This window comes from Streptomyces sp. NPDC033221, from assembly GCF_055577005.1.
In genome coordinates this window covers 1-15,957 of the sequence record NZ_JBVIQN010000072.1, presented here as the reverse complement: position 1 = coordinate 15,957, position 15,957 = coordinate 1, and the positions used below count along the sequence as shown (strand labels likewise).

Genomic DNA, 15,957 nt, shown 5'->3' with positions numbered 1-15,957 from the left:
CGCATCGAAACCGGCGGCCGCGGCCGCCGCCGGGCGTTGCAGCAGCGGCAGCTCGGTGAACAGGATCGACAGGTTGACGTTGAAACGCGCGTCCGAGAAGCCCATAAGGGATGAGCGCCCTTCCGTATTGCGGAACTTTGTTTCTGCTGTTTGGAACATTGCCCGCGGATCTCGGGACCTGTCAAGGGGGTGGGGTGCGGCGGCGCTACTTTGGGGGCATGGTGCGATTGCGAGTGGAATTCACGACGGAACCGTTCGATCTGGACGAAGCGCCCGCCCACGCGGTCGTGGGGCGCGAGATCATCACGGATGCCGGGCTGGACGCCGTGGACGTCGGCCCGTTCGGCAACACCGCCGAGGGTGAGGGGGAGAAGGTGCTCTCCGCGGTGGACGCGCTGCTGCGCAAGTCCCTGGAGGCCGGTGCCACCCGGGTCTCCCTCCAGGTCAACGTGATCGCGCCGGCCGGGGAGGACGCCACGTGACCGAGTCCGCCGACCACCCGTTCGTCCAGGCCGTGAAGCCGCTGGTGGACGCGATGGGTGCGGAGATGGTGGCGCCGGAGCAGGCGCAGGGTGACGATGTCGTCCTGGCCTGGGACGGTCAGGACCGGGTGGCCGTACGGCTGCCGCATCTGTCCGACTCGCTGGATCATCTCCTCGCCGAGCTCCAGCGCCGGCACGGCGTGCCGCTCAGCGACCTGGACCGCCGGACCAAGCAGTCGGTGGTGCGGATCCTGGAGGCGCGCGGCGCGTTCTCCGTACGGCGCGGGGTCGAGACGGTCGCCAGTGCGCTCGGCGTCAGCCGCTTCACCGTTTACAACTACCTGAACAGGGACAACGCCGCGAAGGGTACCGACTGACCCAGAAGCGCTGCCCGTTGGGCACTTGCGCATGAGCCGCCGTCCGGGTGAACCGGACGGCGGCTTTCTTGTTGCCGATTTTTCAACAAAGTGTTGACGTGATGTTGCCGGAGGTCTTAGCTGTTTCCAGCCAAGCAGAGCCCGTACAGCACCAGGCCACGGAGGCTTCCCGTGTCTTCGATTCCGACGCCGGGTCTCGCCCGGTTCAACGCCGCGGCCGACCGTGCGGCCCGTGCCGCACTGCACGAGGCGTGCGCCAGCGAAACGTGGGGGAGCCTGATCCTCGACCGGCGCCCGTACGCCACCACCGACGCCCTGTTCGCCGCCAGCGACGCCGCCATGGCCGAGCTGACCGCGGCGGACCTGGCCGAGGCGATGGCCGGCCACCCGCCGATCGGCCGGCCCACGCCGGGTGACGCGACCTCCTCCCGTGAACAGCGCGGGATGTCGGCGGCCGGGGACGACCTCAAGGCGGACATGCTCGAACTGAACCTCGCATACCAGGAGAAGTTCGGGCATGTTTTTCTGATCTGCGCCACCGGCCGGACCGGGGAGCAGCTGCGCGACGCCGCCCGTAACCGGCTCGACAACACGCCGGAACAAGAACGCGAGATCGTCCGCAGGGAACTGGGCAAGATCAATCGCATCCGGCTGGGCCGCCTCGTCGAGGACGCGGCGGACCCGGCAGCCGCCGCGGAAGGAGCACGACCATGAGCAGCGAGACGGCCCGGCACGAGACGTCGGTGTCCACGCACATCCTGGACACCAGCGTGGGCCGCCCTGCGGAGAGCGTGGCCCTCACCCTCTCGGTATGCTCCGGCCGCGACGGGGCCTGGAGCGTACACGGCGCCTCCAAGACCGATGCGGACGGGCGCTGTAAGGACCTGCCGGCGCTGCCGGAGGGCACCACCCACGTACGCCTGGACTTCGACACCGAGGCGTACCTGGCCAGCAAGGCCGAAACAGCCGACCAGCAAGCCGAGGAACAGCAGGACGCCCCCCGCGTAAGGGACAGCGGAGCTTTCTTCCCGGAGGTGGCGATCACCTTCGCCGTCAAGCCGGGTGAGCACTACCACGTACCGCTGCTGCTCAACCCGTTCGGCTACTCCGTATACCGAGGGAGCTAGCACCGACCATGACTCATTCCTCCCGCCCGGCCCGCCCGGCGATTCTCGGCCAGAACCAGTACGGCAAGGCGGAAAACCGCGTCGTCCGGATCACCCGGGACGGCGACACCCACCACATCAAGGACCTCAATGTCTCGGTCGCGCTCTCCGGCGACCTCGAAGAGGTGCACCTCTCCGGCTCCAACGCCCACTGCCTGCCCACCGACACGACGAAGAACACCGTGTACGCCTTCGCCAAGGAACACGGCATCGAGTCGGCCGAGCAGTTCGGCATCCACCTGGCCCGGCACTTCGTCACCAGCCAGGAACCGATCCACCGGGCCCGCATCCGCATCGAGGAGTACGCCTGGGAGCGCATCGAGACCTCCGAGGCCAACGCGAAGTTCATCGGCGCGGACGAGGTCAGGCACTCCTTCGTCCGCAAGGGCCAGGAGACCCGGCTGACCCAGATCACCTACGACGGTGAGCGGTGGCAGGTGATCTCCGGCCTGAAGGACCTGGTCGTGATGAACTCCACCAACTCCGAGTTCTGGGGCTACATCAAGGACAAGTACACGACGCTCAAGGAGGCGTACGACCGCATCCTGGCCACCGAGGTGTCCGGCCGCTGGCGGTTCAACTGGACCGACGACGAGCAGCGGACGCCCAACTGGGAGCGCTCGTACGCGCAGGTCAGGAAGCACATGCTGGACGCCTTCGCGGAGACCTACAGCCTCTCGCTCCAGCAGACCCTGTACCAGATGGGCTCGCGGATCATCAACAACCGCGTGGAGATCGACGAGGTGCGGTTCTCGCTGCCGAACAAGCACCACTTCCTGGTGGACCTGGAGCCGTTCGGCCTCAAGAACGACCATGAGGTCTATTACGCGGCGGACCGCCCGTACGGCCTGATAGAAGCCACTGTCCTGCGCGACGGTGTCGAAGCCGAGATCCCGATGGATCTGACCAACCTCTGACGGCTCCCGACGCAGCGCCGTGCCTCGCCGTCCCTCCCCGTCCCGCAGCGGGGAGGGGCCCGCGAATCCTGTGAGGGGAACGACCCATGGCACAGCCACCGCACGTTGAGAAACACCCCGTCCCACCGGTTCACCCGGTGGACGAGAAGCCGGCTCCCAAGCGGCTCGTCCCCGCCGCCCTGCAGCACATCGCCGCCATGTACGCCGGCGTCGTCACCCCTCCGCTCATCATCGGCCAGGCCACCGGCCTGGACACCGCGGGCCGCACCCGGCTGATCGCGGCCAGCCTGCTGATCGCCGGTCTCGCGACCCTGTTGCAGACCCTCGGCGCCGGACGGTTCGCCGGCAACCGGCTGCCGTTCGTCAACGCCGCCTCCTCGGCCGGCATCACCCCGATGCTCGCCATCGCCGAGACCACCGCCAAGGGCCATCAACTGCCCGCCATTTACGGGGCGGTGATGGTCTCCGGAGCCTTCTGCCTGGCCGTCGGCCCGTTCTTCGGCAGACTGCTGCGCTACTTCCCGCCGCTGGTCACCGGCATCGTCATCACGCTCATCGGCGTCACCCTGATGCCCGTACCGGTCGGCTGGGCGCAGGGCGGTGACAAGGAGGCCGCGGACTTCGGGTCCATGAAGTACCTGGCGCTGGCCGCCTTCACGCTCGTCGTCATCCTGCTGATCCAGCGCTTCACCCGCGGCTTCGTCAAGCAGATCGCCCTGCTGCTGGGCCTGGTCGCCGGCACCCTCGCCGCGGTGCCGTTCGGCATGGCCAGCTCCGACGCGCTGCGCGAGGCGCCCGTCGTCGCGCTGCCCACCCCCTTCGCCTTCGGCGCGCCGGAGTTCCAGCCCGCCGCCGTCCTGTCCCTGTGCATCGTGATGCTGGTCCTGATGACCGAGTCCGCGGCCGGGATGCTCGCCCTCGGCGAGATCTGCGAACGGCGTACGACCGGGCAGACCATCACCCGCGGCCTGCGCACCGACGGCATGGCCACCCTCGTGGGGCCGGTCTTCGGCGGCTTCCCCACCAGCGCCTTCGCGCAGAACGTCGGCGTCGTCTCGCTCACCCGGGTACGCAGCCGCTACGTCGTCGCGGTGGCCGGCGCCACCCTGCTCGTCCTCGGCGCCTTCCCCGTACTCGGCGCGGTCGTCAACCTCGTGCCGATGCCCGTCCTCGGCGGCGCCGGCATCGTCCTGTTCGGCTCGATCGCGGTCAGCGGCATCCGTACGCTCGCCGAGGCCGGCCTCGACGACAGCTCCAACATCATCCTGGTGGCCGTATCGCTGGGCGCGGGCATCATCCCGCTCGCCGCCCCGACGTTCTACGAGGACTTCCCCGCCTGGGCGCAGACCGTGCTCGGCTCCGGCATCAGCGCCGGGGCGCTCGTCGCGGTCCTGCTCAACCTGTTCTTCCACCATCTCGGCACCCGGAGCACCAAGGGGGCAGCGGTACTGTCAGCCGCCTCGCCCGGCTCCGGCACTCAAATCCCGTAGGGCCCTGCCGTGCCCGACCCCTCCAGGAAAGCAAGAGGATCCACCATGGCAGCCCCTGACAGCACGGTGAAGCAGCGCATCGTCATCGAGAACTGCGCCATCGCGACCGTCGACGCCCACGACACCGAGTACGCCTCGGGCCATGTCGTCGTCGCCGGCGACCTCATCGAAGCGGTGGGCGCGGGCAAGGCACCCGAAGGCCTGGAGAACGTCGTCCGCCGTATCGACGGCACCGGCCATCTCGTCACCCCCGGCCTGGTCAACACCCACCACCACTTCTACCAGTGGATCACCCGCGGCCTGGCCACCGACCACAACCTCTTCAACTGGCTGGTGGCCCTTTACCCGACCTGGGCCCGCATCGACGCGCCGATGCTCGCCGCCGCCACTCAGGGCTCGCTGGCCATGATGGTCAAGGGCGGTGTCACCACCGCCTGCGACCACCACTACGTCTTCCCGCGGGGCTCCGGCGACCTGGTCGGCGCCGAACTGGCCGCCGTCCGCGAGATCGGCGCCCGGATCACCCTGGCCCGCGGGTCGATGGACCGCAGCGAGAAGGACGGCGGGCTGCCGCCGGACTTCGCCGTGGAGACCACCGAGGGCGCGCTGAAGGCCACGGAGGAGGCCATCGACACCCACCACGACGCCTCCTTCGGCTCGATGGTGCACATCGCCGTGGCCCCCTGCTCCCCGTTCTCCATTTCCACCGAACTCCTTCGGAGGGGCGCCGAGTTGGCCCGCCGTAAAGGTGTGCGGATGCACACCCACGGCTCGGAGACGGTCGAGGAGGAGAAGTTCTGCCACGAGCTGTTCGGCATGGGCCCGACCGACTACTTCGAGTCCACCGGCTGGCTCGGCGAGGACGTGTGGATGGCGCACTGCGTCCACATGAACGACTCCGACATCGCCGCCTTCGCCCGGACGAGGACCGGCGTCGCGCACTGCCCGTCCTCCAACGCGCGGCTCGCCGCCGGCATCGCCCGGGTCCCCGACATGCTCGCGGCGGGCGTACCGGTCGGCCTCGGCGTGGACGGCACCGCCTCCAACGAGAGCGGCGAACTCCACACCGAACTGCGCAACGCGCTGCTGATCAACCGGCTCGGCGCGCACCGGGAAGCGGCCCTGGACGCCCGCAAGGCGCTGCGCCTGGGCACCTATGGCGGCGCCCAGGTGCTGGGCCGTACGGCCGAGATCGGCTCCCTGGAGGCCGGCAAGCTGGCCGACCTGGTGCTGTGGAAGCTGGACGGCCTGGCCCACTCCACCATCGCCGACCCGGTGACCGCGCTGGTCTTCGGCGCCGCGGCGCCCGTCACGCTGTCCCTGGTCGGCGGCGCGCCGGTGGTCGAGGACGGCCGGCTGGCCAACGCCGACGAGGACACCATCGCCCGCACCGCCCGGGCCGAGGCACAGCGCCTGGCCCGTATCGCCGCCGAGGGCTGATCCCCGCCCGGCGGCGACCCGAGAACTCGGCCGGGGGGACGGCCCCGGCCGGGAGCTTGTGGATCCGAGCGGGATCCACAAGTGCCGGAACCCGGGGGCACGGAGGCCTCTCTTCGTGCCCCCGGCCCGGTAACGCCGTACCGCATCGCCCCATGTGACGACCCGTCATGTCTTCGACGCGCCACGAGCGCGGACCGCTGCACCACCGCACCCCGACGCACGCCCTCCGTGACAGCCTCGCGCCGCCGCCCCCTCGCGGCGCAGAAATCGAAGGAGGCCCGCAGTGGCCGCAAGTCCAGGGCGGACGGCGCAGGGCGACCGGAAGCATCCGGTCGACGAGACCCTCCCGCCCGTCAAGATGTTCACCAGCGGCCTGCAGCACGTGGCCGCGATGTACGCGGGTGTGGTGGCCCCGCCGATGATCGTCGGCCCGGCCTGCGGGCTGAGCCCCACCGAGACCGCGTTCCTGATGGGCGCCAGCCTCTTCACCGCGGGCATCGCCACCCTTCTGCAGACCCTCGGCTTCTGGAAGATCGGCGCCAAGCTGCCGTTCGTCAACGGCGTCTCGTTCGCCGGCGTCACGCCGATGGTCGCCATCGGCAAGGCGCAGAGCCCCGGCGACGCGCTGCCCGTCATCTTCGGCGCGGTGATCGTCGCCGGTGTCCTCGGCTTCGTCCTCGCCCCGTACTTCTCCAAGCTGGTGCGGTTCTTCCCACCGGTGGTCACCGGCACCGTCATCACCCTGATCGGCGTGTCGCTGCTGCCCGTCGCCTTCAACTGGTCCCAGGGCGGCGACGCCCAGGCGCGGGATTACGGTTCGCTGACCAACATCGGCATGGCGGCGCTCACCTTCGTCATCGTGCTCGTACTGCGCCGGGTGCTGCGCGGCTTCCTCCGGCAGATATCCATCCTGCTCGGCCTGGTCGCCGGGACACTGATCGCGATACCCGTCGGCAGCACCGACTTCGGGGGGATCACCAAGGCGGACCTCGTCGGCTTCCCGGCGCCGTTCCACTTCGGCGCACCGCAGTTCGACGTCGCCGCCGTGCTGTCGATGTGCATCGTGATGCTCGTCTGCATGACCGAGTCCACCGCCGACATGCTCGCCCTGGGCAAGATCGTGGACCGGCCCGCCGACGAGCGCACCATCGAGGGCGGGCTGCGCGCCGACACCCTCGGCACCGCCCTCAGCCCGCTCTTCAACGGCTTCGCCAACAGCGCCTTCGCGCAGAACATCGGCCTGGTCGCGATGACCAAGGTGCGCAGCCGGTTCGTCGTCGCCACCGGTGGCCTGATCCTGATCGTGCTGGGCCTGTGTCCGGTCGCCGCCTCGGTGATATCCCTGGTGCCGCTGCCGGTGCTGGGCGGCGCGGGCATCGTGCTGTTCGGGTCGGTCGCCGCCAGCGGCATCCAGACGCTGGCCACGGCCGCGATGGACAAGGGCGAGAACGCGCTGATCGTCGCGGCCTCGGTGGGCATCGGCCTGATACCGATCGCGGCGCCGCGGTTCTACCACGACTTCCCCAAGGACATGCTGGTCGTCCTGGACTCCGGCATCAGCACCGGCTGCCTCGTCGCCATCGTGCTCAACCTGGCCTTCAACCACCTCGGCAAGCGGCGCGGCGAGCCGCCGCTGGAGGTGGTCCCGCAGCAGCCGGAGCGCGGGGCCCCGGACGCGCGGACGGCCGGAGCGCACTGAACCGTCGTACGGAGGCGGACGCGCCGACGGCCCGTACCACGCCGGATTTCCGGCACGGTACGGGCCGTCGCCCCGCTCAGCCGATGTGGAACGAGTCCCCGTAGACCTTCCAGTCCAGCGGCGGGTTCAGGTTCAGGTTGCCCTTCTTGAGGAAGACGCGCTGCGCGGTGTCCACGCGGCTGGTGTCGCTGTGCGCCTCCTCCTGCTTCATCGCCCACACCCGGGCGTCCAGGAAGGCGTTGAGGTAGGTCTTCTCGTCGCCGCCCTGGGCCGGGGTCTTGGCCTCGGCCATGGCCCGCTTGCGGATGCTGGAGAAGCTGGTCTTGTCGCTGCCGTCACCGTGCATGACGAGCGCGTCGTAGTACGCGAACTGGCCCAGCACGCCGATCTTGTCGGCCTTGCCCTGCTTGACCGCCGGGTTGAAGTACACCCGGTCCCGCTCGTCGTTCTGCGCCTGCTGGAAGTCCTTGTCCTGGGCGGCCTTCTTCCAGTCCTTCTCGAAGGCGGAGCCCAGGCCCGCGTGCGAGTCGCTGCCGTTGACCTTGCGCAGCGCGGGCAGGTACTTCGCCAGGGCGTTGCCGGACTTGCGCTTCGTGTACAGCTCGACGAGGTCGAGCATGTCGCCGGTGCCGGAACAGAAGCCGATGATGCCGGCGGTGTAGCCGCGGCCGTCCTTGATGTCCTCGATGTAGGCGTACTGCTTCTTCCAGTCCAGCGAGGAGTTCTCGGCGCTGGAGACCAGCTGCATGGCGATCTCCTTCTTCGCCGGGTCGTCCAGGCCGGCCGAGGCCTTGGCGGTGACGTGGGCCGTGGCGGGTGCCTGGCCGGTGGCGGCGACCGCCGTACCGGCGACGGCGGTCGCCGGTACGGCGAGCAGGACCAGGCCGAGGGTCAGGCCGGTGGCGGGCTTGCGGATCGCCTTGCCTATGGATCGGGCACGCATGGTTGTCCTCCAGTGGGGAGCAGGCCGGGTGGCCGGGGAGCGGTGAGGGATCCCAATCGTTAGGAAGCTTTCCTATCAGACTCCGGGGGAGGTCCGTAACCCATCAGATCCCGCCAATCCCCGGCGTTTCAGACGCGCTTGCCCGCATCGCCGGGCGGCCGCCAGACGTACGGAACGGTCGTGGCCGCGCTGACCAGCCCCAGCCGGTTGAGGATGGGGCGGCTGGTCTCCAGCGCGTCGACCTGCACGTACCGGAATCCGCGCGCCACCGCGAGCGCCGCCCGGTGGGTCACCAGGGCGCGGTAGACACCCTTGCCGCGCCAGTTGGGCAGCGTCGAACCGCCCCACAGTGAGGAGAAGTCGGTGCCCTGGTGGAAGCGCATCCAGGCCGCCGAGACCACCTCGCCCGCCAGCGACTCCGCCACGGTCACCGTGCACGGGTCGCCGTCGCGCCCCGCCACCCACTCCTCCATGGCCGGCGCCAGCCAGCTCCGGTCGTCGGCCCAGACCGTCGCGGCCAGTTCCCCGATGCGGTCGAAGTCGGCGCGGTCGGTGACCTCGCGCAGCCGTACGCCCTCGGGGAGTGGCGCCGCGCCGGGTGGCCCGGCGATGTCCGCCGCCTCGCCGATGACGACCGTCTCCCGCTCGCCGGGCGCGAATCCCGCCGCGGCCAGCCGGTCCGGGAGGTCGGCGGGCAGGTCGTGGCCGTGGTACTTCCACTCGACCGGCAGGGTCCGGGCGGCGAAGTGGTCGCGCTGCGCGGCGATGAAGGCGTCCAGCGCGTCCCCGTCCAGCCCGCCCAGGTCGCGGTAGAGGATCAGCCCGCCCTGCGCCGCCGGGAGGGTCCTGCGCAGGACGGGACCGACCCGCTCGGTGTCCGGAGTGTCCGGCGCGGACCCGCGGTCCCGCATCTGCTCGTCGTACGCGGCGCGGTAGGCGGCGGCTCGTGCTCGCTCGGTGTCTGGTGTGGTCACCGGCGTCACTTCACCACAGGCCACGGGGCGCGGCCATCGAATTCGGCCGCGGCGCGGCGCGTCGGCCGCACCGTGCCACGGGCGGTTACGCGGGTGCGCCGAGCAGTCGGGTGAGCAGTTCCGTGATGCCCGGGCCCGGGTCGAAGTCGTCGACGGGGGACGAGAGTTGGTGGAAGGCGACGCCGTCGAGGTAGTCGAAGAGGATTTCGCAGTGCAGCTGCGGGACCGGCGAGCCGAAGCGCCGCATCCACTCCGTGCCCCAGCCGACGACGGCCTCGCGCCCGCGGGTGAGTGCGGGCCGCAGCTCGGGCCGGGCCGAGGCTTCCCCGTACAGGGCGTAGCGGGCGGCGGTACGGGAGCGCTCGGGGCCGGTCGCGTACAGGAGGAAACGTGTCACGGCGTCCGCGAGTTCCGGTACGCCGGCCGGCGCGGCCCGGCGGGCGAACTCCTCCCAGTCGCGGCGCTCCAGCGCCTCCAGGTGGGCGACGATGCCGTCGATCAGGGCGCCGCGGTTGCGGAAGTAGTTGGAGGTGGTGCCCGACGGCACCCCGGCCGCGGCGTCCACCGCCTGATAGGTCAGCCGGCGCGGCCCTTCGGTGCCCAGTACCCCGATCGCCGCGTCCAGGACCTGGTCCCGCCGTCGTGCCACGCCGCGCTCCCCTCGCTACTATATTTGTAGTGCCGATTCACTATAAACATAGTAGCGTGCTGGGGCATGGAGCTGACATCACGTACGGCAGCCGTCGTCGGCGGCGGGATCGGCGGCCTCGCCACCGCCCTGCATCTGCGCAACGGGGGCTGGTCGGTCGACGTCTTCGAACGCGCCCGCCGCCTCCCCGCGGCCGGCACCGCCCTCGGCCTGTGGCCCGGCGCGCTGGCCGCCCTGGACGCCCTCGGCGTCGGCGAACAGGTACGGGACCTGAGCCGCCCGCAGACCGCCGGCGCCTTCCTGCGCCCCGACGGCGGACGGATCGCCACCCTCGACGTCGCCGCCCTCCAGCGGCGCACCGGCGAAGTGGTCCGCCTGATATCCCGCCCCGAACTGCTGGCCCTCCTCTACGAGGCGGCCGGTGGCGAGGGGGCCGTGACCTTCGGCCGTACGGTCGACGACATCCGGGCGCTGGACGGCGCGTACGACGTGGTGATCGCGGCCGACGGCCTCAACAGCGCCGCGCGCACGACGCTGTTCGGCCCCCGGTACCGCGCCCGCTACGTCGGCGCTTCGTCCTGGCGCGGCACGGTCGACGGTGGCACCGGCGCCGTCATCGAGACCTGGGGCGAAGGGCTGCGGTTCGGCGTCACGCCGACCACGGGCGGGCGCACCAACTGGTTCGCCTGCGCGGTGGCACCGGAAGGGCAGCGCGAGCCGGGCCGCGAGGCCGACGCCCTGCGCTCCCGCTTCGGTCACTGGCACGCCGGCGTACGCGACGTACTGGAGCAGCTGGACGAGCCCGGGGTGCTGCGCCTGGATCTGTACTACCTCGATCCGCCGCTGCCGTCGTACGTCCGGGGCCGCACCGCGCTGATCGGTGACGCGGCTCATGCCATGACGCCCGATTTGGGGCGTGGTGCGTGTGAAGCGCTCGTCGACGCCGTGGAGTTGGCGACGGCTCTGCGGGTGTCGCCGCAGGTGGCGACGGCTCTCCATACGTATGATCATGCGCGGCGTTCCGCGACCCAGCGGCTCGTGCGCACGGCGCGGCTGATGAACCGGATGGCGCATGCGCGGCGGCTGACGGGTCTGCGGAACGCGGCGATGCGGGCCGCGCTGACGCTGGGCGGGCCGCCGGCCTGAGGGCCGGTGCGCACCCAAGGTGTTGGCGATTTGCCCGATATGCTGCATTGGACCTGAAAGTCAGTCAAGTGAGCGCCCGGCGCCACGGAGAGGGGTTCCGCGGTGGACCCGAACGCCCAGCATCCGCACGCCCGGCAGCCGGACACCGAGCCCTCGTGCAGAACCGAGTCTCCGGCAGCGAGTTCCGTACTTCCGGCCGCCACCCCTGTGCCCCCGGCGACCGACGGCCTGGAAGCCGTCGTGGACGGCCTGATGCCCGACCTGTGCGCAGACCTCAAACGGCTCGCGGCGATCGCTTCGGTCGCCTTCCCCGGCCACCCGCCCGAGCCGGTCCTGGCGGCGCGCGACGAACTCCTCACCCTGCTGCGCGCCGCCGGGGTCACCGACCTCGGCCAGCTGGATCTTCCCGGCACCGCACCCGTCATCACCGGCACCATCCCGCCGCCCACCCCGGACGCCCCCACCGTCCTCCTGTACGGCCACTACGACGTCCAGCCCGCGGGCGACCTGCGGCTGTGGACGTCGCCGCCCTTCGAACCCACCGACTTCGACGACCCGCGCGGCGGCCCCGCCATCCGGGCCCGCGGCATCGCCGACTGCAAGGCGAATCTCCTGGTCCAGCTCGGCGCGCTGCGTGCCCACGGCGGCCGTCCCCCGGTCGGCGTCAAGATCGTCTTCGAGGGGCAGGAGGAGTACGGCAGCCCCTTCGACGATTACCCGCCCACCGACCCCGCACGCTTCGCCTGCGACGCGATGGTCATCGCCGACGCGGGCAACCTCCGCGCCGGTACGCCCACCCTCGTCACCGGCCTGCGCGGCGCCGCCGAACTGACCGTGGAGGTCCGCACGCTCGACGAGGCCGTGCACAGCGGCGAGTACGGCGGCGCCGCCCCGGACGCGCTGCTCACCCTCCTCAACGCCCTGGCCACCCTGCACGACGTGCACGGCGACGTCGCCGTGGAAGGGCTGCGCCGCGAACCGTGGGACGGCACCGCCCTCACCGAGACGGAGTTCCGCGACCTGGCCGGTGTGCGGGCGGACCTGCCGCTCCTCGGCTCCGGTAGCCTGGGCGAACGCCTGTGGAGCGGCCCGGCCGTCACCGTCATGGGCCTGGACGCGCCCGCCGTGGACCAGGCCGCCTCGGCCGTCGTGCCGTACGCCCGCGCCAAGCTCAACCTGCGCTGTCACCCGCGCCAGGACCCGCAGGAGGCGCTCGATGCGCTCGTCCGGCACCTGGAACGGCTGCGGCCGTTCGGTGTCCCGCTGACCGTGACGCCCGGCGACGCGGGCGCCGGTTTCGAGGCCCGTACCGGCGGACCCGCCTACCGCGCCGCCGCGGCCGCGATGCGCCGGGCGTGGGGCGCCGACCCCGTGCACGCCGCGGGCGGCGGCTCCATCCCGCTCGTCAACGGCCTCGCCCGGGCCGTCCCGGAAGCCGAGGTGCTGATCTTCGGCGCCGAGGACAAGCAGTGCAACCTGCACGCGCCGGACGAACGGGTGCTGCTCTCGGAGCTGCGCGGCGCCGTCCTGGCGGAAGCCGTCTTCCTGGACGAGTACGCCGCCGCGTTCCGTACCGGAGGCGCCGCGTGAGCGTCCCGATGCCCGACGAGAACCCCCGTCCCCCCGAAGAGCCCCGGACGGCCGCCGATACGGTCTCCGCCGACGGCGGCCCGGCGCGCCCCCGGCGCAGGTTCACCTTTCCCAGCGCCCTGACCGTCCTGGTCATCGTGACCCTCGCGGTCTGGGTGCTGGCCTTCTTCATCCCCTCCGGCACCTACGACCGCGACGGCGCGGGCACCCCGCAGCAGGGCACCTACCACCGCACGCCCTCCGGCCAGTCCTTCACCGACCGCCTCAACGACCTCTTCCTGTCGCCGGTCAATGGCCTGTACGGGGTGCAGGACGCCAAGACCGGGCAGGTCGGCCCGACGCTGGCGGGCGAACTGTACGGCAGCGCGGGCGTGTTCCTGTTCGTGCTGGCCATCGGCGCGTTCATCACGGTCGTCTTCTCCACCGGAGCGCTGGACCGGGGTATCGGCCGGCTGGCGCACCGCCTCCGCGACCGCGGCGCCCTGCTGATCGCCGGCGTGATGGCCGTCTTCTCGCTGCTCGGCACGGTCGAGGGCTTCGCCGAGGAGACGCTCGGCTTCTACGGCCTGGTCGTCCCGCTGATGCTGGCGCTCGGGTACGACCGGATGGTGGCCACCGCCACGATCATCCTGGGCGCGGGCATCGGTGTCCTGTGTTCCACCGTCAACCCCTTCGCCACCGGCGTGGCCTCCTCCGCCGCCGACATCTCGCTCGGTGACGGCATCGCGCTGCGGGTGGCGATGTGGCTGGTTCTCACCGGCGTCACCATCGGCTATGTCGTCCGCTACGCGCGGCGCGTACGGGCCGACCCGGCGCGCTCCCTCGTCGGCTTCCTGCCCGGCGACCGCGAGCACGCGCAGACCGGCGAGGAGGCGGTGGAGCCGCCGCCGCTGACCGGGCTGCACAAGACCGTGCTGGTCACCGTGGCGCTGGTGTTCGCCTTCATGATCTTTTCGGTGATCCCGTGGTCCGGTGCGCTCACCGGGGACGCCGACGCCGCGCCGTACGCCTTCGAACTGGGCTGGTCCTTCCCCCAGCTGGCCGCCCTGTTCGTCACCGCCTCGATCCTCGTCGGGATCATCGCGCGGATGGGCGAGCAGAAGCTCAGCTCGACCTTCGTGCAGGGCGTCGCCGAATTCGTCTCGCCGGCTCTGGTGATCGTGCTGGCCCGCGGCGTCACGACGATCATGAACAACGCGAAGATCACCGACACCGTGCTGCACGCCGTCGAGGGCGCCGTCTCCGGCACCCCGTCGGCCCTGTTCGGCATCATGGTCTACGTCGTCAACCTGCCGCTGGCCTTCCTCATCCCGTCCACGTCCGGCCACGCCACCCTCGCCATGCCGATCCTGGCGCCGCTGGCCGACTTCGCGCACGTCTCCCGCGCGGTGGTCGTCACGGCCTGGCAGGCGGCCAGCGGCTGGATGAACCTGTGGGTGCCGACCACCGCCGTCATCATGGGCGGTGTCTCACTGGCGAAGGTCGGCTACCACAAGTACCTGCGCTTCGTCTGGCCGCTGCTGGCCATCCTCGCCGTCCTGATCTGCGCGTTCGTGGGGCTGGGAGCGGCGATGACCTGAGAGCCTGTCTTTGAACCCCCGTCGTCCGCCCGAAGGGCGGGCGCAGCGGCGGTCGGTGCGTGCGATGGGGGTCCCCCCTGCTCGAAGAGCTTGGGGGAGGGCGTGCCGGGCGTGGGCGCAGGCGGGGGTTCAAAGACAGGCTCTGAGTGGGCCGGCGCCGGCCCGCGCGTCACAGGAGAGCGGTCGGCTCCGTCGACGCGGGCCGGGGCTTGCAGGTGAAGCCGAGCTGGCGCAGCGCCCGCACCATCTCCCCGGCGCTGAAGTCCCGCGGGTCCTGGCCGGTGACGATCCGGCCGACCTGCTTCACGGGGTAGGCGACCGATCCGACGAGTACGGAGTCGCCGTGGATGGGCTCCGGTTCGACCGCACTCATCTTCTGCTCCACCTCGTTCGCCTGAAGGTAGAAGAAGACGCCGGCGATGGTGACACGCATACTGCCTCGACAAGGGTGAGCAGGAATGGAGCCCGAGCCCCCACCCTCTCATGGGGCCCGGCCGTACGGTGGCCCGATCGCCGCCGGATTCCGGGTCACTGTGCGCGCGTGTCCCCATGCGCCGCCCCGCGTACCCGCAGTCCGGCGATCTCGGTGCGCGGTGGCTGATCACCCGTCAGCAGCAGCGCCGTGATGCCGTCGGCCGGCCCCGCGGTGAAGTGCGCCCGGCCGCCTTCGAGCGGTACGACGGTGCCGGACGCGTCCACCGGGATGCCGGTGAGGGCGCTGAGCCAGTCGGCGGCACCGTGCGGGTCGGGCGTCTCGACGACGAAACCGGCGAGGTCGAAGGCGCCGCGGTCGACGCGCCCGGAGGCCTCGTGCTCGCGGCGGAGCTCGGGGTCGGCGTGGACGGTGATGAAGAACGGGGCCCACGACGGGATGCCGGGGCCCGTCAGGACCGCTTCCTGGAAGGTGACCCGTCCCTCCAGGAAGGAGAAGTCGTGTATGTCGGCCTCGTGGCCCGCACGGCGCAGCCGCTTGGTGGTGGCGGTGGTGTCCGTGACGTGGATCGCGAAGTTCAGCGGGCCGCCGCCGGCCGCCAGGAGCGCGTCGATGCGGGGCTGCCATCCGGCCGTCGCCCGGCCGAACGCGGAGAGCGCGTACGCCGTGCGGTCGACGACGGTGAGGATCTCGATGTACCGGTCGTCCAGCCGCCAGGCCCCGTTCTGGAAGCCCTCGTGCACCGGATTGGTGTGCGCGGGCAGCCCGGCCGCCGTGTAGTCCCGTACGGCGGCGGCCACATCCGGAACGCAGTGCAGCAGATGGTCGAACCGGGGCGCTTCCGTCGGGCGGAGGTCCGGGGTGCGGAGCGGCTGTGCGGCGGTCATGGACACCCTCCCTGAGTCGGTTAGGTGACCCTAACCCAAAGCGGGGTGCGGGGCCCGTGCACGGTGGCACGGACCCCTCGGCCCCGGGGGGGGGGACAAGAGTGAGGGGGGGCCGGGGAGGGGGTGTCCGTCTCGGGGAGAGGTATGGGTTGGTGCTGTTGTTTTTTCTTTTCCCCCCCTTACG

General features: G+C 71.1%; 16 protein-coding genes and 1 pseudogene. 11 read left to right on the top strand and 6 right to left on the bottom strand.

From position 1 onward, the window contains the following. Positions 1-105: pseudogene (locus tag ACZ53K_RS41835) on the bottom strand (hydroxypyruvate isomerase); the annotation flags it as partial. Positions 106-218: 113 nt separating this feature from the next. On the opposite strand from ACZ53K_RS41835, the gene ACZ53K_RS41830 reads away from it, so the two are divergent. The 8 genes from ACZ53K_RS41830 to ACZ53K_RS41795 all read left to right on the top strand — a co-directional run bounded on the left by ACZ53K_RS41830 (position 219) and on the right by ACZ53K_RS41795 (position 7,571). Next, the gene (locus tag ACZ53K_RS41830) at positions 219-482 is read left to right on the top strand and encodes a YkoF family thiamine-binding protein (RefSeq protein WP_468848149.1); all 264 of its coding nucleotides are present in this window, start codon (positions 219-221) and stop codon (positions 480-482) included. After that, entirely contained in the window at positions 479-859 is a 381-nt protein-coding gene (locus tag ACZ53K_RS41825; RefSeq protein WP_468848147.1) for a helix-turn-helix domain-containing protein, read from the top strand. Before ACZ53K_RS41830 ends, ACZ53K_RS41825 begins: the two co-directional genes overlap by 4 nt. A 171-nt stretch (positions 860-1,030) precedes the next feature. Continuing rightward, a complete protein-coding gene (gene uraD, locus ACZ53K_RS41820; RefSeq protein ID WP_468848144.1) occupies positions 1,031-1,573 on the top strand; it encodes a 2-oxo-4-hydroxy-4-carboxy-5-ureidoimidazoline decarboxylase in 543 nt (180 codons plus the stop codon). Further along, the gene (uraH, locus tag ACZ53K_RS41815) at positions 1,570-1,986 is read left to right on the top strand and encodes a hydroxyisourate hydrolase (protein ID WP_468848141.1); all 417 of its coding nucleotides are present in this window, start codon (positions 1,570-1,572) and stop codon (positions 1,984-1,986) included. The genes uraD and uraH overlap by 4 nt, the downstream gene beginning before the upstream one ends. 8 nt (positions 1,987-1,994) lie before the next feature. Next, complete coding sequence (gene pucL / locus ACZ53K_RS41810; protein ID WP_468848138.1) at positions 1,995-2,942, top strand: factor-independent urate hydroxylase; 948 nt, start codon at positions 1,995-1,997, stop codon at positions 2,940-2,942. Positions 2,943-3,028: 86 nt separating this feature from the next. Continuing rightward, positions 3,029-4,432 carry a nucleobase:cation symporter-2 family protein gene (locus ACZ53K_RS41805; protein ID WP_468848135.1) on the top strand — a complete coding sequence of 468 codons (1,404 nt, stop codon included), beginning with the start codon at positions 3,029-3,031 and terminating at the stop codon, positions 4,430-4,432. Positions 4,433-4,477: 45 nt separating this feature from the next. Continuing rightward, positions 4,478-5,872 carry an 8-oxoguanine deaminase gene (locus tag ACZ53K_RS41800; RefSeq protein WP_468848132.1) on the top strand — a complete coding sequence of 465 codons (1,395 nt, stop codon included), beginning with the start codon at positions 4,478-4,480 and terminating at the stop codon, positions 5,870-5,872. Between the two features lie 283 nt (positions 5,873-6,155). Next, the gene (locus ACZ53K_RS41795; RefSeq protein ID WP_468848130.1) at positions 6,156-7,571 is read left to right on the top strand and encodes a nucleobase:cation symporter-2 family protein; all 1,416 of its coding nucleotides are present in this window, start codon (positions 6,156-6,158) and stop codon (positions 7,569-7,571) included. 76 nt (positions 7,572-7,647) lie between these two features. Here the strand turns inward: ACZ53K_RS41795 and ACZ53K_RS41790 are convergent, their stop codons facing one another. The 3 genes from ACZ53K_RS41790 to ACZ53K_RS41780 form a co-directional block, all read right to left on the bottom strand. Next, entirely contained in the window at positions 7,648-8,514 is an 867-nt protein-coding gene (locus ACZ53K_RS41790) for a chitosanase (protein WP_468848128.1), read from the bottom strand. Between the two features lie 128 nt (positions 8,515-8,642). Beyond that, a complete protein-coding gene (locus tag ACZ53K_RS41785) occupies positions 8,643-9,488 on the bottom strand; it encodes a GNAT family N-acetyltransferase (RefSeq protein ID WP_468848126.1) in 846 nt (281 codons plus the stop codon). An 85-nt stretch (positions 9,489-9,573) separates the two neighbouring features. Further along, the gene (locus ACZ53K_RS41780; RefSeq protein ID WP_468848124.1) at positions 9,574-10,137 is read right to left on the bottom strand and encodes a TetR/AcrR family transcriptional regulator; all 564 of its coding nucleotides are present in this window, start codon (positions 10,135-10,137) and stop codon (positions 9,574-9,576) included. 66 nt (positions 10,138-10,203) lie between these two features. On the opposite strand from ACZ53K_RS41780, the gene ACZ53K_RS41775 reads away from it, so the two are divergent. From ACZ53K_RS41775 to ACZ53K_RS41765, 3 genes are all read left to right on the top strand, one after another. Continuing rightward, a complete protein-coding gene (locus ACZ53K_RS41775) occupies positions 10,204-11,283 on the top strand; it encodes an FAD-dependent monooxygenase (RefSeq protein ID WP_468848122.1) in 1,080 nt (359 codons plus the stop codon). Between the two features lie 207 nt (positions 11,284-11,490). After that, positions 11,491-12,873 (top strand): M20/M25/M40 family metallo-hydrolase, encoded by a 1,383-nt coding sequence (locus tag ACZ53K_RS41770; protein ID WP_468848119.1) that lies wholly within the window; start codon positions 11,491-11,493, stop codon positions 12,871-12,873. An 8-nt stretch (positions 12,874-12,881) separates the two neighbouring features. Next, positions 12,882-14,453 (top strand): YfcC family protein, encoded by a 1,572-nt coding sequence (locus tag ACZ53K_RS41765; RefSeq protein WP_468848152.1) that lies wholly within the window; start codon positions 12,882-12,884, stop codon positions 14,451-14,453. Between the two features lie 169 nt (positions 14,454-14,622). Here the strand turns inward: ACZ53K_RS41765 and ACZ53K_RS41760 are convergent, their stop codons facing one another. Together ACZ53K_RS41760 and ACZ53K_RS41755 are read right to left on the bottom strand one after the other, a co-directional pair. Next, positions 14,623-14,886, bottom strand: coding sequence for an SCO5918 family protein (locus ACZ53K_RS41760; RefSeq protein WP_468848116.1), 264 nt, complete (start codon positions 14,884-14,886; stop codon positions 14,623-14,625). A 95-nt stretch (positions 14,887-14,981) separates the two neighbouring features. Continuing rightward, complete coding sequence (locus ACZ53K_RS41755; RefSeq protein ID WP_468848114.1) at positions 14,982-15,773, bottom strand: VOC family protein; 792 nt, start codon at positions 15,771-15,773, stop codon at positions 14,982-14,984. Positions 15,774-15,957 lie beyond the last annotated feature (184 nt).